The following is a 13,897-nucleotide window of genomic DNA, read 5'->3' as shown; positions in this document are numbered from 1 at the left end:
GTGTCAGAAGCGGCGTAAGCACGTCAACGCGCAAGGCACGACATCCCGGACGCGGTTTCCGGGGTATCCCCGTAATCCCGGTTTCCCCGACTTTTCTGGAGATTCGACGCATGGCAACGCCGCTCCTCGGCCAGATGATGGCCGCGCCGCTCCTGATTTCCTCGCTGCTCACGCATGCCGCCCGTCACCACGGCGACACCGAGATTGTGTCGCGTCGCATCGAGGGCGACATCCACCGCTATACCTGGCGCGACGCCGAGCAGCGCGCCCGCCAGCTCGCGCAGGCGTTGCGCCGGCTGGGCGTTGGCGAGGGCGAGCGCGTGGGCACGCTGGCATGGAACGGCTACCGCCACCTCGAGCTGTATTACGCCGTCTCCGGCATGGGGAGCGTGGTGCACACGGTCAACCCGCGCCTGTTTCCGGAGCAGATCGCCTACATCGTCAATCACGCCGAAGATCGTTACGTGGCGTTCGACATCAATTTCCTGCCGCTGATCGAGGCGATCGCGCCACAGTGTCCGGGCGTGCAGGGCTGGATTGCGATGTCCGATCGCGCGCACCTGCCTGCATCGGGCCTGCCTTTGCTGTGCTACGAGGACCTGATCGCCGCCGAAGACGGGCACTTTGCCTGGCCGTCGATGGACGAGAACACGGCATCCGGCCTTTGCTATACGTCGGGCACGACGGGCAACCCGAAAGGGGTGCTTTACAGTCATCGCTCGACGGTGCTGCATGCCTTCGGCGCATCGCTACCTGACGCGATGGCGATGTCCGCGCGCGACGCTGTCTTGCCCGTGGTGCCGATGTTTCACGTCAACGCATGGGGTCTGCCTTATTCGAGTGCGCTCGTCGGCGCGAAGCTCGTCTTTCCGGGCAAGGATCTCGACGGCAAGTCGCTGTATGAACTCTTCGAGGCGGAGGGCGTGACGTTCTCGGCTGGCGTGCCGACTGTCTGGCTCGGGCTGCTGAACTACGTGAAATCCATCGGGGCGCGTTTCTCCACGCTGGAGCGCACGGTAATTGGCGGCTCGGCGTGTCCCCCGGCGATGTTGCAGACGTTCGAGAAAGACTACGGGGTTCGGGTCATCCACGCGTGGGGCATGAGCGAGATGTCGCCGCTCGGCACGCTGTGCCATCTGCGCAAGCATCATCGTGATCTGCCCGCCGACGCGCAGCAGCACATCCTCGAGAAGCAGGGCACGGCGATCTATGGCGTCGACCTGAAAATCGTGGGGCCCGACGGCGAGGAGTTACCTTGGGACGGCAAGGCGTTCGGTGACCTTTACGCGCGCGGGCCGTGGGTGCTCGATCGCTACTTCCGCTCGGAGGCGTCGCCTCTGGTCGACGGCTGGTTCCCGACCGGCGACGTGGCCACGATCGACGCCGAGGGCTACGTGCAAATCACCGATCGGAGCAAGGATGTCATCAAATCGGGCGGTGAGTGGATCAGTTCCATCGATGTAGAGAACATTGCGATGGCGCATCCGGAGATCCACGAGGCCGCGTGCATTGCGATTCGTCACCCGAAATGGGAGGAGCGCCCGCTGCTCGTGGTCGTACGCAAGCCCGGCTCGACGCTGACGCGCGAGGACGTGCTGGCCTTCTACGAAGGGCGCGTGGTGAAATGGTGGATCCCCGACGACGTGGTCTTCGTCGACGAGATTCCGCATACGGCGACCGGAAAGATGCTCAAGCTCAAATTGCGCGAAGCGTTCCGCGATTATCAGGCGGCGTCGTAGGTCTTCACGTTTTCCGCCATTGTGTCTGGCGCGGCGGCAGCACTCGCCGCGAACCGGCTCGGAAAGTTCGGATCCGGCGTGCAGACGTCCCCCGAAATGCAGAAATGACGCTGTTTCCCGGGGGATGTCGGACCATCTGCGCCGCACGCCCCCTCTATAATGTCAGCCTGATTTCTTCCCTGATGCGGCCTCCGCAGCCGCGCCTTTTTGTGGGTCTTCCGAAGGAGACGCAGTGCAACTGCTGAATGCCACCGCCGGCCTCGTGCTCGTGAATGGCGTGAGCTATGGCTTGCTGCTGTTCATGTTGTCGAGCGGGCTTACGTTGATTTTCAGCATGCTGGGCGTGCTGAACTTTGCGCATGCCAGCTTCTACATGCTCGGGGCGTACTTTGCCTATGCGCTTTCGGCGGCGATCGGCTTCTGGCCCGCGTTGATTGTCGCGCCGCTGGTGGTGGGGGCGATGGGGGCCTTGTTCGAGCGCGGGGTGTTGCGGCGCTTGCGTGCACGCGGTGCGTTGGCGGAACTGCTCGCGACCTTCGGACTCGCCTACGTCGTCGTGGAGCTGGTGCAGCTCGCATGGGGACGCGGGCCGGTCGATTATGGTGTGCCGGCGAGCTTCGAAGGCGTGCTCTTCCATGTGGCGGGCATTGCGGTGCCTGCGTACCGGCTCTTCTTGATGGGGCTGGCGTGCACGATTGCGTTGTTGGTATGGGCGATATTTCGTGCGACGCGGGCCGGATGGGTCTTGCAGGCCGCGTTGTCGCAGCCTGCGATGACGCAAGCGCTGGGTTACGACGTGCCGGCGCTTTATACGGGCGTGTTCGCATGCGGCGCGGGGTTGGCCGCGCTCGCGGGGGCGGCGGGCGGCAATGTGCTGGTGACGGAGCCAGGCATGGCGGCAACGGTCGGCAGTGTGGTGTTCGTCGTGGTCGTCGTTGGCGGGCTGGGGTCGCTGGGCGGCGCGTTCGTTGCTTCGCTGCTAATCGGCGTGCTGCAAACGTGGGCCGTGACAAGCGACGCAAGCCTCGCGCAATGGTGGCCGCAGCGAACAACCGGCGCCGACGGGGTGTTGGGTGCCTTCGGCGCGGCGGTCGCACCGGTCTCGCATCTCACTGTGGCGCAACTCGCGCCCGCCGTGCCTTATTTACTGATGGTGGGGGTGCTGTTGTGGCGTCCGCGCGGTTTGTTCGGCGTTCGGGAGGGGTAATGAACGACGCGATCGACGGTTCGCCGGGCGCCGCGCCGGGTTCGTGGCGCCGCGGGGCGGTTGGGTGGGCAGGCTTTGCGGCGATCCTCTGCGTGGCCCCGTGGTGCTTTCCGTCCGATACGGCGCTGACGCTGATGACCCAGATGGGGACCGCTGCCATTCTCGCCCTGTCATTCAATCTGCTGCTCGGCTCGACGGGTCTGTTGAGCTTTTGTCAGGCGACGTATGCCGGCATCGGGGCGTATGCAGGCGTGTGGTGCATGAATCGCATCGGCGCCGAGGGGCTGCCGGTGTCGATGGCCCTCGTGCCGCTCGCGGGGGCTGTCGCCGGGGGTGTGGCGGGCGCCACGCTGGGGTACGTGACAACACGTCGCGCGGGCATGACGTTCGCGATGATCACGCTCGGCGTTGCAGAACTGGTCTGGGTGATGGCCGCGATGTTGCCGGCGTGGTTCGGCGGAGAGCGTGGTATTCCGACCGATCGCACGCTCGGTGCCGCGTGGCTGGGGTTGACATTCGCGACGCAGCGCGAGGTCTATGGGCTCGTGGCGGTATGGCTGTTCGTGTGCACGGCCTTGATGTATGGCGTGACGCGCACGCCGCTGGGGTTCCTCGCACGCGCCGTGCGCGATAACGCGGCGCGGGTGGCTTTTCTCGGACAATCGCCTGCGGCGGTTCGATATCGCATACAGATCGTTGCGGCAGCCTTTGCGGGTGTGGCGGGCGCGCTGGGGGCCGTGAACTTCGAACTGGTCAGCGCGGACACCTTCAGTCTCGAGCGCTCCGGTGTTGTGCTCGTCTTTACGGTGCTTGGCGGCACCGCGTATTTCGCAGGGCCGATGCTGGGCGCGCTCGTCGGCGTGTTTGCGACGGTGATGCTGGCAACGTTTACGCGCGCCTGGCAACTCTACCTCGGGCTGGGATTCCTCGCCGTCGTGGTCTACGTGCCGGGCGGAATCGCCGGCTTGATTGCCGTGCATCTGCGCGCGTGGCGCGCGGGCATGGCGCGTGCTTTGTGGAAGTCCTATACCGGGGTTTGCGTCGGTTTGATGTTGTTCTTGTCCGGGCTGATCGCCATCGTCGAGATGACTTACGCCGCACGTCTCGCGAGCGACGCCGGGCAGGTGACGACGGACGGCCTGAGCGTGTACGCGGTGGGGCGCGCATGGGGCGCATGGGGCGCGGTGGTAGCTGCGATAGCTGTGATAGCGGGGTTGGCCGTTCTCAACCGTGCGGGGCGTCAATTGCGGCGCAAGGCTGCGGGCGCGGGGCTCACGACGGGGGCTGGCGATGAATGAAGCCGTGCGGCAAATCGGTTCGTCCGAGCCGGTGCTCAGCGTGCGAGGCGTGCGCAAATCGTTTGGCCGAACCCAGGTGCTGTGCGGCATCGACCTCACGCTCGCGCCCGGCGAGCGGCTTGCGATCATCGGGCCCAACGGCGCAGGCAAGAGTACGCTGTTCGATGTCATCACGGGCAGGACTCGGGCCGATCGCGGCCGGGTCCTGATGAACGGGCGGGATGTCACCGGCCGGACGCCGCATGCCATCAGCCGGCTGGGCCTGTCACGGACCTTTCAAGCGTCGCAGTTGTTCGGTCAGATGAGTGTCATCGATCACCTGCGTTGTGCCGGACTCTGGTCGGGCGGTCATCGCTACACGTTCTGGCGACGTATGCGCGGGCTGGACGACATTACGCGGCGCAGCGAAGCATGGCTGGCGCGGCTTGGTCTGGGCGCGCGGCGCGACGTCCCGGCGGCGGCCCTGAGCTACGCGGAGCAGCGCGTGCTCGACATCGGATTGTGCGCGGCGTCGGCGGGCAGCGTGCTGTTGCTCGACGAGCCGACGGCGGGGATGAGTCAATCCGAGTCTGCCCGGATGGTGGCGCTGATCGCCGAACTCAGCCAGGGACGCGCGCTGGTGATGATCGAGCATGACATGCAAGTGGTTTTCTCGCTGGCCGACCGGATCGCCGTGCTGGCACGCGGCACCGTCATCGCATGCGATACGCCGGCGCGGATTCGGGCACATCCCGACGTGCGGGCAGCCTATCTGGGCGACTATGCGGATGCGCTCGATGACGCAAGTGCCGGGGAGACCCGCGATGCTTGAGTTGATCGACGTGAGCGCGGGCTACGGTGGCAGCCGTGTGCTTCATGGGGTGACGATGCGTGTCGCGCCGGGAGAGATCGTGGCGGTTCTCGGTCGCAATGGCGCGGGGCGCTCCACGCTCGCTCGCGCGATCATGGGTCAGTTGCCGCGTGAGGGGGACATTCGCTGGCACGGACGATCGCTCATGTCGCTTGCCCCCCATCAGATTGCGCGACTGGGCATCGGCTATGTGCCGGAAACGCGCGATGTCTTCGGGCCGCTCACCGTCGAACAAAATCTGCTGCTCGGGCAGCGCGCCGGGAAAGCCCGGGCGGCAGGTCACACCCCTGGCCGGACGCTTACGATTGCGCAGGCGTTCGAGCGCTTCGAGGAGCTGGCGTTGCGCCGCGATGCGCTTGCCGCGTCGCTCTCGGGCGGCGAGCATCAACTGCTCTCGTTGTGCCGCGCGATGATGGCCGGTCCCGGACTGCTCATCGTCGATGAGCCGACCGAAGGACTCGCACCGCGCGTGGTGGCGCGCATCGGCCGGATTTTGACCGATTTGCGGGCGTCGGGCGTGGCGATACTGCTCATCGAGCAGAAACTGTCGCTCGCGCTGAGTTGCGCGCAACGCATCGCCGTGTTGGGGCGGGGGGCGCTTGTTTTCGAGGGCTCCCCCGAAGCGCTGGCGGCCGCGCCCGCGATTCGCCGTGAATGGCTTGAGGTGTAGCGCTGCGCTAGAATCGAGCGATCGTCTTGCCGCGCCCGGCAAGCGCGGCGTCCCGGGCGACGCACTGTATTCAAGGTTCAAGGAACGAGACAACGATGAGCACGGCTTATGAGGTTCGTGACGGTGTGGCCGTCATCACGCTGGACAATCCCCCGGTAAACGGACTGGGACACGCTACGAGGGCGGGTATTGCCGAGGGACTCGCGAAAGCCCAGGCCGACGCTCAGGTGCGTGCCGTGGTGCTGATCGGCGGGGGCAAAGCGTTTTCCGGCGGGGCCGATATTCGCGAGTTCAACACGCCGAAGGCGACACAGAGTCCGTTGCTGGTCGATGTCATCGCAGCGCTCGACGCTTGCGCCAAACCCGTCGTCGCGGCGGTACACGCGGTCGCGATGGGAGGGGGCCTCGAATTGGCCCTCGCCTGCCACTATCGCGTGGCCTTGCCGGGGGCGCAGATCGCATTGCCCGAGGTCAAGCTGGGCCTGTTGCCCGGCGCGGGCGGCACGCAGCGTTTGCCGCGCGCCATCGGTGTCGCGCGCGCGCTTGACATGGTGGTCTCGGGACGTGTCGTGAAGTCCGAGACGCTGCTCGGGACACTCTTCTCGAAGATGTTCGAAGGCAGTCGCGACGACCTGCTTGCGGGGGCCATCGCCTTCGCCGACGGCATTGCGGCACAAGGCGGCACGTTGCCGCGCTTGCGCGACGTCGCCATCGACGACGCAGATGGCGCTGCGCAGGCCGCCATCGACGCCGCGCGTGAAAAGGTGCAGCGCGAGCAGCCCCATTTCCCTGCGCCGCACCGATGCGTCGCGGCGGTCGAGGCGGCGCTGAAGCGCTCGTTCGACGACGGTGTGAAATTCGAGCGCGAGTGTTTTGTGGCGTTGGTCAGCTCGCCGGAGTCGAAGGCGCTGCGTCACGCATTTCTGGGCGAGCGTGCCGCCGCGAAGATTGCAGACGTGCCGGACGACACGCCAGTACGCAGCATCGAACGGGTGGCCGTCATCGGTGCCGGGACGATGGGCAGCGGTATTGCGATGACCTTCGCCAACGCCGGTATTCCGGTGACGCTGATCGATACCACCGATGCGTCGCTTGCCCGTGGCGTCGAGGCGATGCGTGCCAACTATGCGCGCGCGGTCACGCGCGGCAAACTCTCGGCCGACGAGTCGCAGAAGCGGCTGGCGCGCATTCAGGGCAGTACCGATTTCACGGCGGTGGCCGATGCCGATCTGATCGTCGAAGCCGTGTTCGAGGACATGGGTATCAAGCAGGTCGTGTTCCGTGAGCTCGACAAGGTGGCGAAGCCGGGGGCGATTCTGGCGTCGAACACGTCGACGCTCGATCTCGACGCGCTGGCCGATACCACGTCGCGGGCGCAGGACGTGATCGGCATGCATTTTTTCAGCCCGGCCAATGTGATGCGTTTGCTCGAGGTGGTGCGCGGTGCCCGCACCAGCAAGGACGTGCTGGCGACGGTCATGAAGCTGGCCAAACGTATCGGTAAGCTTGCGGTGGTGGCGCGCGTCTGTGACGGCTTCATCGGCAATCGCATGCTCGAGCCTTATTTCAAGCAGTCGCAGTGGATGGTCGAGCAGGGCGCAACGCCTGCGCAGGTCGACGCCGCCATCGAGCGTTTCGGCTTCGCGATGGGGCCGTTCCGTACGAGCGATCTGGCCGGGAACGACGTCAGTTGGGCGATTCGCAAACGTCGTCACGCCGAACATCCCGGCATCGACTACCCTGGGATCGCCGATGTCCTGTGCGAAGCCGGGCGCTACGGCCAGAAGACGCACGCGGGTTGGTACGACTATGCCGAGGGCGACCGCACGCCTCGTGAGTCTGCCAAGGTGGGGCAGATGCTCGACGCGTATCGCAAGGCGAACGGCGTCGTATCGCGCACATTCTCGGACGACGAAATTGTCGATCGCCTTGTTTATGCGCTGGTGAACGAAGGCGCGAAGGTGCTGGCCGATGGAACGGCGGCGCGCGCGTCGGACATCGATATGGTCTATTTGAACGGCTATGGTTTCCCGCTGTGGCGGGGCGGCCCGATGCACTACGCCGACACCGTGGGGCTCGCCAAGGTCCTCGCGCGTGTACGCGAATTCGCGCGTGCAGAGCATGGTGAAGACTGGACGCCGGCCGAGCGGCTCGTCGAGCTGGCCGATGCCGACAAGCGGTTCAACGGTTAGTGGGTCGATGGGCTGATGTGGGTCAATGGGCGGATGGGTCAATGCGGCAGTGTGGTGTGTGCGGAATGCCGCGGGCTTGGCGAAATTATCCGGCAGTGTCGCTGCCGTGAACTGGGGGCAGGCTAATGAAACCGATGGATGAAGTGCTGCTCGTGATCGACGTGCAGAACGATTTCATGCCCGGCGGCGCGTTGGCGGTTCCCTTGGGCGACGAAGTGGTTCCGGCCATCAATGCCCTGGCGGGCAAATTCGCCCATGTGGTGCTGACGCAGGACTGGCATCCGGCGGGACATGTGTCGTTTGCGGAGCAACACGCCGGCCGCCGGCCGTTCGAGACGATTTCCCTGCCGTATGGCGAACAGGTCCTGTGGCCGACGCATTGTGTGCAGGACACGCCCGGCGCCGCATTGCATGCGGACCTGCATATCCCGCATGCGCAGGCAGTGATGCGCAAGGGATACCAGGCAGATGTCGATAGTTATTCGGCGTTTATGGAGGCGGATCGCAAGACGCCGACCGGGCTCGCGGGGTATCTGCGTGACAAGGGCGTAAGGCGGGTGCACTGTGTCGGATTGGCGACCGATTTCTGCGTGGCATGGAGCGCGCTGGACGCCCGGGCGGCGGGCTTCGACGTCTGTGTGATCGAGCATGCGTGCCGTGCCATCGATCTCAACGGGTCGCTCGCCACTGCGTGGGCGTCGCTGGCGGGCGCAGGCGTGTCGCGCGAGTGAGATGCCGGCGACAGTGTGTATTTCAGACGCGGCGCATCGCGCGTCGCGTCGTTAGTGGATGGAACGACGATGGACACGTTTTACTGTATTGGCCAGTGCGGCCGGAGTTCCCGATGAGTCCGCTGTCGATTCGCTCGGGCTTTATCGATCACCTCGGCATCGAGTTGCTGCGGGCTGAAGCGGGGACGTCGGAGCTGCGTCTCGTGTTGGCACCTGAGCATCTCAATAGCTGGGAGGTCATGCATGGGGGGGTGACGATGGCGCTGCTCGATGTCGCGCTGAGTACCGCGTGCCGCAGCGTGGCACCGGCGGGCACGGGGGTGGTGACCATCGAAATGAAGACGAGTTTCATGCAGCCGGGCACGGGTGAGATGCGCGCGTTGGGTCGCCTCTTGCACCGCTCGACTACGATGGCGTACTGCGAGGGCGAGGTGCGCGACAGCAGCGGCAAGCTCGTCGCCAAGGCGATGGGCACCTTCAAGTACTTGCGCCGTCTCGCGGTGGGACGCGAGATCAAGGAGCAGCGACGCCCCGGCGAAGTGCGCGGCGACTGACGGCTGGCTGCGTTGCGGGGTGCAATCATCGAAATCACCGTGAGGCAAGGCGGCCGGGATCGGCTGTTGTGTCTTGCCAATGTGGAGGCAATCCCATGACGATCAATCGTCAAATTCTGCTGGTCTCGCGCCCAAAGGGCGAAGCTACGCTCGACAACTTTCATCTGGCGGCGCCCGAATTGCCGGACATCGGCGAAGGGCAGGTGCTGGTGCGCAACTTCTATCTGTCGCTCGATCCTTACATGCGCGGCCGGATGAACGACACCAAGTCGTATGCGCCGCCGCAACCGCTGGACACGGTCATGATCGGGGCGACGGTCGGAGAGGTGATGGAGTCGCGGCATCCCGACTGGCACCCGGGCGATGCCGTCACGGCGATGTTCGGCTGGCAGGAATACGGCATCTCCGATGGCAGCAATCTGCGGCGTCTTGAAGATGCGCGCGTCCCGATGAGCGTCTATCTTGGCGCGGCCGGCATGCCGGGGGTTACGGCGTGGTACGGCCTGAACCGGATCATTGTCCCGAAGGCGGGGGAGACGGTCGCGGTAAGCGCGGCTTCCGGCGCGGTGGGCAGCGTGGTCGGGCAATTGGCCAAACGTGCCGGTTGCCGCGTGGTCGGCATTGCGGGGGGCGAGCAGAAGTGCGCCTACGTCGTGGACACGCTCGGCTTCGACGCATGCATCGATTACAAGGCCGGCAATCTCACCGAAGCGCTGCGTGCGGCTGCGCCGGACGGCATCGACGGGTATTTCGAGAACGTCGGTGGGGAGGTGTTCGATGCTGTCCTGCGCAATCTCAATGCACACTCGCGCATTGCGCTTTGCGGCATGATCTCGGGTTACAACGGCGAGCCCGTTGGACTGAAGTATCCGTCGCTGCTGTTGACGAACCGGGTTCGGCTTGAGGGTTTTATCGTGACCGAACATATGGATGTCTGGCCGCAGGCGCTCAGGGAACTGATCGATGCCATCGCCACGGGCGAGCTGCGCTATCGCGAGACGATGGCGCAAGGCATCGAAAACGCACCGGCCGCGTTCCTTGGCCTGCTCAAGGGCAAGAACTTCGGCAAACAGATCGTGCGGCTGGTTTGACGCGCTGGCGGCGCCTCGCGAAGCCCATGGTGGTGCGCGCTGCCTCGTTCGCGCGCCAATGTCCGGCGAGAAGGCAACGCGTCTCGCCCCTGTCAAATGGGTACGGGGGCGAGGGCGAAGGAGAAATCGCGACGCCCGGACAGGTCATGCGGCGCCTGTCCCGGCGTGACGGTGACTTCCGTCACGTCGAACCTGCCGTCACGATGGTAGCGAAGCAGTGTCGTGCACCGGGTGCCGTAGGCAGGAGACGCGATGAACGCCGCCGAGAGCGAGCGTTCCCAGCCGCGTGAGACGCCGGTCTCAGGCAAATCGTGGTCAGGTGCTTCGGTCGCGTCGCGCATTATTCGCAGCAGGCGGGCGTCGTCCGCCGCTTCCAAAAGGGCGCTGGCGAAGGCATTGCGACGGCTGAGCAGTTTCGGCCACGGTGTGTCGAGCACGGCGTTGGACAGGCCGTGTATGCCGGGCGCAATGTCATGGGCAACGGGTTGCGCCGACGCGGTAAGCGTCGTGCCGCCAACGTGGTGAGCCCGATTCCCCAACCAGAACAACTTGCCCGCCGGCAAGTCGCCCGCGAGCAGGTTGAAGCCGGCGTACTCGTGGGCATGCCGTTCGACGCGAATCAGATCGTCGTCGAGCGATGTCGCGTCGAGCATGGCCGAGACCAACAGGCCGCGTGACGGCGCGTCTTTCGGTGCCATCGGCGCCCGACCGTCGCGATAGTTGGTGAGTGCGGCAAAGCGCCCCGCACGGTTGACGCCCATCCACGTTCCACCACCGCGCAAATCGCGGCCGGCGAGGACGTCCGGGCGATCCCGCCACCAGTGCAGTGGCTCGGCAGGACGCTCGAAGAACTCATCGCGATTGGCGAGCAGGACCAGCGGCGTGGCGGCGTCAGGCTGCCAGGAGAAGACGATCAGGCACATGGCGGCGGGGCGTCGGCAAAGCACTCGGCGTGGCGCTCGCCGTCGATGAGCACGGTCAAGCCGCACTCCGCGGCCAACAGGGGCAGCGCCGCGACGAACGCGCGGTCAACATCGTCGTAGCGCTCCATCCAGGTCGTGGTGCCGGCGGCGGTGTCGCGGGCGGAGGCGTCGGCGCGCCATTGCAGACGTCCGGTGACGCCGAAGCGCGCCGCCGTCTGCGCGAAGAGCTCCGCGACGGCCTGACGGGCGGCGTCGGCGTTGTGCGACGCGACGCGAAAGTAGACGTAACAGTCCATTGTCCGTCGCAGGGGTGGCCGAGTCAGGACGCCGCCGCGGACGACGCGGGCGATTCCGTCGGGTCGACGATCTCGTACGGCAAGTCGGCGAAGACCAGCGCGGGGCCGTCTGCCGCGCCAAGGCGAACGTCGTCGGCCTCGCGCGCGGCGAGCTTCAGTTCGACGAGTGCGTCGTAGCCGCCGCCAGGTGCCGGTGCGGCTTGCACGACCATGCCGCACGGCTGGTCAGGGTCGCTCGTCTCGAAAAGTGCCTGACCCGGTGCGGAAGACGCGCCGTCCACATGCGCCAGATGCAGACGTCGTTTGATGGTGCCGCGATATTGGCTGCGCGCGACGACTTCCTGTCCCGGATAGCAGCCTTTGCGGAAGTTCACGCCGCCCACGACCTCCCAGTTCACCATCTGAGGGACGAACTGTTCTTGCGTCTCGGTCGTGACACGCGCCACGCCGCTGTGCACATCGAGCCACGCGGCGAGGGCCGGGGCGACGCCCACCAGTCCGGGGGCTTGGGTCAGCGCGGCCCAGATCCCGGCAGCGTTCGCCACGGGCACGCTCCACAGGAAACGCGAGAGAGTGCGCGCCGTGCCGGCGGCCGGCAGACGGATCACGCTCGTCGAGGCGTCGCCAAGCGTTGCGTGGGCAACGGCGAGCGGCGCGGCGGGCAGCGCGGCAAACGTGTTCGCGAGGACCGCTTCCGCCGCCGGACCGCCAACCTGCAGCAGCACGTGCGTGGCCGTCGCGTCGGCCAGCTTGGCCTTCGCTCGCAGGACGAACATCGAGAGACGCTTCTGCACGGCAGCCTGCACGGCGGCATCGCACGCCAGATAGATCGTCGCGTCGGCAGCCGTGTCGCGCCACATCAGGAACGTTGCGAGCAAACGGCCCTTGGCCGAGCAGTAGCCCGCCAGGCACGCCTGCTCCGGCGCGAGGCGCTCGACGTCGTTGGTCAGTTGACCGTGCAGGAAGCTCGCGGCATCGGCGCCGCTCACGGCAATGAGGCCCGTGTCGCTCGCGAGCGAGACGAAGCTGCCGGTTCGCAACGCGTTGAACTGTGCAGCGCGTGCGTCTGCATCTGACGCCACATTGGACGCCGCATCGGGAAAAGCAGCGGATGCCGCGTGCGGCAGAAGATCACGCCATTGGGTGGTCATAAATGGGGGTGGCTGTCAATCTGTGAGGGTTCGGCAAGTCAAAGTATTATATTGGGTCTTCCGCCAGGACGTGCGAGCCCGGTTCGACGCGCACAATGCGCCTCTCGACGCCGTCGTCGCCCCGCAATTCCGGCTGACCGAATCCCCCGAACCCGCTGCCGTCCTCATACGGCTTACCTTGCACTTCATGTCTTTCATTAAACGCCTGTTCGTACTGTCGATCGTCGCCGCGCTGGCGGCGGGCGGTGCGTTCTATTATTGGGCGCAGGCCCCCTTGCAACTGGACAAGCCGACGCTCGACGTGACAATCAAGCCCTACAGCTCGGTGCGCAGCGTTGCCACGCAATTGCGCGCCGGTGGCGTGCCGGTCAATCCGTTGCTGTTCAATCTGCTTGCCCGCGTCATGGACGTCGGTACCAAGCTCAAGTCGGGCAACTACGAGTTTGCGACCGGCACCACGCCCTTCGCGGTCATGGAAAAGCTCGCGCGCGGTGACGTCAATCAATATGTGGTCACGATCATCGAGGGCTGGACCTTCAAGAAGATGCGCGCCGAGATCGACGCCAACCCGGCGTTGCGGCACGACACCGCGGGGCTTCCCGATGCCGATATCATGCAGCGCGTGGGTGCCGATCGTGCGGAAGCCGAAGGCATGTTCTTCCCCGATACCTACCTTTTTCCGAAAGGCACCAGCGACATCGATATCTACAAACGCGCGTATCGTCTGATGCAGAAGCGGCTGGACGAAGCGTGGGCCGCACGCGCGCCGGGACTCCCGTACACGACGCCTTACGAGGCGCTTATCATGGCATCGCTCGTCGAGAAAGAGACCGGGCAGGCGGTGGAGCGCGGTGAGGTCGCGGCGGTGTTCGTCAATCGGCTGCGCAAGCATATGCTGTTGCAGACCGATCCGACGGTGATTTACGGGATGGGCGATCTGTATACCGGCCGTTTGCGCAAGCGTGACTTACAAACGGACACGCCGTACAACACCTACACCCGTGCCGGTCTGCCGCCGACGCCTATCGCCCTGCCAGGCGCGGCGTCGCTGGCGGCGGCCTTGAACCCCTCGCCGAGCGATGCGCTGTACTTCGTGGCGCGTGGCGACGGCACGAGCCATTTCTCGACGAGCCTCCAGGAACACAATCGCGCCGTGGACAAATATCAGCGAGGTGAGCAATGACGCATTCTCCCG

The 13,897-nt window shown here is 65.6% G+C and carries 13 protein-coding genes; 10 read left to right on the top strand and 3 right to left on the bottom strand.

The features are described from left to right. Positions 1–110: 110 nt before the first annotated feature. From ACE3UG_RS01195 to ACE3UG_RS01155, 9 genes are all read left to right on the top strand, one after another. On the top strand, positions 111–1,739 hold the full coding sequence (locus ACE3UG_RS01195) for a 3-(methylthio)propionyl-CoA ligase (RefSeq protein WP_374618495.1): 1,629 nt from the start codon (positions 111–113) through the stop codon (positions 1,737–1,739). A gap of 232 nt (positions 1,740–1,971) precedes the next feature. Then, on the top strand, positions 1,972–2,946 hold the full coding sequence (locus tag ACE3UG_RS01190; protein ID WP_374618494.1) for a branched-chain amino acid ABC transporter permease: 975 nt from the start codon (positions 1,972–1,974) through the stop codon (positions 2,944–2,946). After that, positions 2,946–4,244, top strand: a complete 1,299-nt coding sequence (locus tag ACE3UG_RS01185) for a branched-chain amino acid ABC transporter permease (RefSeq protein ID WP_374618492.1) — start codon at positions 2,946–2,948, stop codon at positions 4,242–4,244. The genes ACE3UG_RS01190 and ACE3UG_RS01185 overlap by 1 nt, the downstream gene beginning before the upstream one ends. Beyond that, positions 4,237–5,055 (top strand): ABC transporter ATP-binding protein, encoded by an 819-nt coding sequence (locus ACE3UG_RS01180; protein WP_374618490.1) that lies wholly within the window; start codon positions 4,237–4,239, stop codon positions 5,053–5,055. The genes ACE3UG_RS01185 and ACE3UG_RS01180 overlap by 8 nt, the downstream gene beginning before the upstream one ends. Next, entirely contained in the window at positions 5,048–5,764 is a 717-nt protein-coding gene (locus tag ACE3UG_RS01175; protein ID WP_374618488.1) for an ABC transporter ATP-binding protein, read from the top strand. Before ACE3UG_RS01180 ends, ACE3UG_RS01175 begins: the two co-directional genes overlap by 8 nt. A gap of 95 nt (positions 5,765–5,859) precedes the next feature. Next, entirely contained in the window at positions 5,860–7,956 is a 2,097-nt protein-coding gene (locus ACE3UG_RS01170) for a 3-hydroxyacyl-CoA dehydrogenase NAD-binding domain-containing protein (RefSeq protein WP_374618486.1), read from the top strand. A gap of 125 nt (positions 7,957–8,081) precedes the next feature. Next, positions 8,082–8,687: a bifunctional nicotinamidase/pyrazinamidase gene (gene pncA / locus ACE3UG_RS01165; protein ID WP_374618484.1), complete on the top strand. Its 606-nt coding sequence runs from the start codon at positions 8,082–8,084 to the stop codon at positions 8,685–8,687. 113 nt (positions 8,688–8,800) lie between these two features. Continuing rightward, entirely contained in the window at positions 8,801–9,241 is a 441-nt protein-coding gene (locus ACE3UG_RS01160; protein WP_374618482.1) for a PaaI family thioesterase, read from the top strand. A gap of 95 nt (positions 9,242–9,336) precedes the next feature. Next, complete coding sequence (locus ACE3UG_RS01155; protein ID WP_374618480.1) at positions 9,337–10,332, top strand: NADP-dependent oxidoreductase; 996 nt, start codon at positions 9,337–9,339, stop codon at positions 10,330–10,332. Positions 10,333–10,424: 92 nt separating this feature from the next. On the opposite strand, the gene ACE3UG_RS01150 is transcribed toward ACE3UG_RS01155, so the two are convergent. Genes ACE3UG_RS01150 through ACE3UG_RS01140 form a run of 3 tightly spaced genes read right to left on the bottom strand, consistent with a single transcriptional unit; the run spans position 10,425 to position 12,702 of the window. Next, entirely contained in the window at positions 10,425–11,255 is an 831-nt protein-coding gene (locus ACE3UG_RS01150; RefSeq protein ID WP_374618478.1) for an NRDE family protein, read from the bottom strand. Then, positions 11,246–11,551 carry a DUF4936 family protein gene (locus ACE3UG_RS01145; protein WP_374618476.1) on the bottom strand — a complete coding sequence of 102 codons (306 nt, stop codon included), beginning with the start codon at positions 11,549–11,551 and terminating at the stop codon, positions 11,246–11,248. Before ACE3UG_RS01145 ends, ACE3UG_RS01150 begins: the two co-directional genes overlap by 10 nt. A 23-nt stretch (positions 11,552–11,574) precedes the next feature. Further along, positions 11,575–12,702, bottom strand: a complete 1,128-nt coding sequence (locus tag ACE3UG_RS01140; RefSeq protein WP_374618474.1) for a folate-binding protein YgfZ — start codon at positions 12,700–12,702, stop codon at positions 11,575–11,577. Positions 12,703–12,889: 187 nt separating this feature from the next. Here ACE3UG_RS01140 and mltG point away from each other — a divergent pair, with 187 nt between their 5' ends. Continuing rightward, on the top strand, positions 12,890–13,885 hold the full coding sequence (gene mltG, locus ACE3UG_RS01135) for an endolytic transglycosylase MltG (RefSeq protein WP_374618472.1): 996 nt from the start codon (positions 12,890–12,892) through the stop codon (positions 13,883–13,885). Positions 13,886–13,897: the final 12 nt, after the last annotated feature.

Origin of the sequence: Pandoraea sp. (genome assembly GCF_041919235.1) — a bacterium.
Lineage (GTDB): Bacteria > Pseudomonadota > Gammaproteobacteria > Burkholderiales > Burkholderiaceae > Pandoraea.
This window is presented reverse-complemented; position numbering and strand designations above follow the sequence as displayed.

Coding starts and splice junctions, on each gene's coding strand:
- ACE3UG_RS01195 (WP_374618495.1), top strand. CDS start 111: ATGGCAACGCCGCTCCTCGGCCAGATGATGGCCGCGCCGCTCCTGATT.
- ACE3UG_RS01185 (WP_374618492.1), top strand. CDS start 2,946: ATGAACGACGCGATCGACGGTTCGCCGGGCGCCGCGCCGGGTTCGTGG.
- ACE3UG_RS01180 (WP_374618490.1), top strand. CDS start 4,237: ATGAATGAAGCCGTGCGGCAAATCGGTTCGTCCGAGCCGGTGCTCAGC.
- ACE3UG_RS01175 (WP_374618488.1), top strand. CDS start 5,048: ATGCTTGAGTTGATCGACGTGAGCGCGGGCTACGGTGGCAGCCGTGTG.
- ACE3UG_RS01170 (WP_374618486.1), top strand. CDS start 5,860: ATGAGCACGGCTTATGAGGTTCGTGACGGTGTGGCCGTCATCACGCTG.
- pncA (WP_374618484.1), top strand. CDS start 8,082: ATGAAACCGATGGATGAAGTGCTGCTCGTGATCGACGTGCAGAACGAT.
- ACE3UG_RS01160 (WP_374618482.1), top strand. CDS start 8,801: ATGAGTCCGCTGTCGATTCGCTCGGGCTTTATCGATCACCTCGGCATC.
- ACE3UG_RS01155 (WP_374618480.1), top strand. CDS start 9,337: ATGACGATCAATCGTCAAATTCTGCTGGTCTCGCGCCCAAAGGGCGAA.
- ACE3UG_RS01150 (WP_374618478.1), bottom strand. CDS start 11,255: ATGTGCCTGATCGTCTTCTCCTGGCAGCCTGACGCCGCCACGCCGCTG.
- ACE3UG_RS01145 (WP_374618476.1), bottom strand. CDS start 11,551: ATGGACTGTTACGTCTACTTTCGCGTCGCGTCGCACAACGCCGACGCC.
- ACE3UG_RS01140 (WP_374618474.1), bottom strand. CDS start 12,702: ATGACCACCCAATGGCGTGATCTTCTGCCGCACGCGGCATCCGCTGCT.
- mltG (WP_374618472.1), top strand. CDS start 12,890: ATGTCTTTCATTAAACGCCTGTTCGTACTGTCGATCGTCGCCGCGCTG.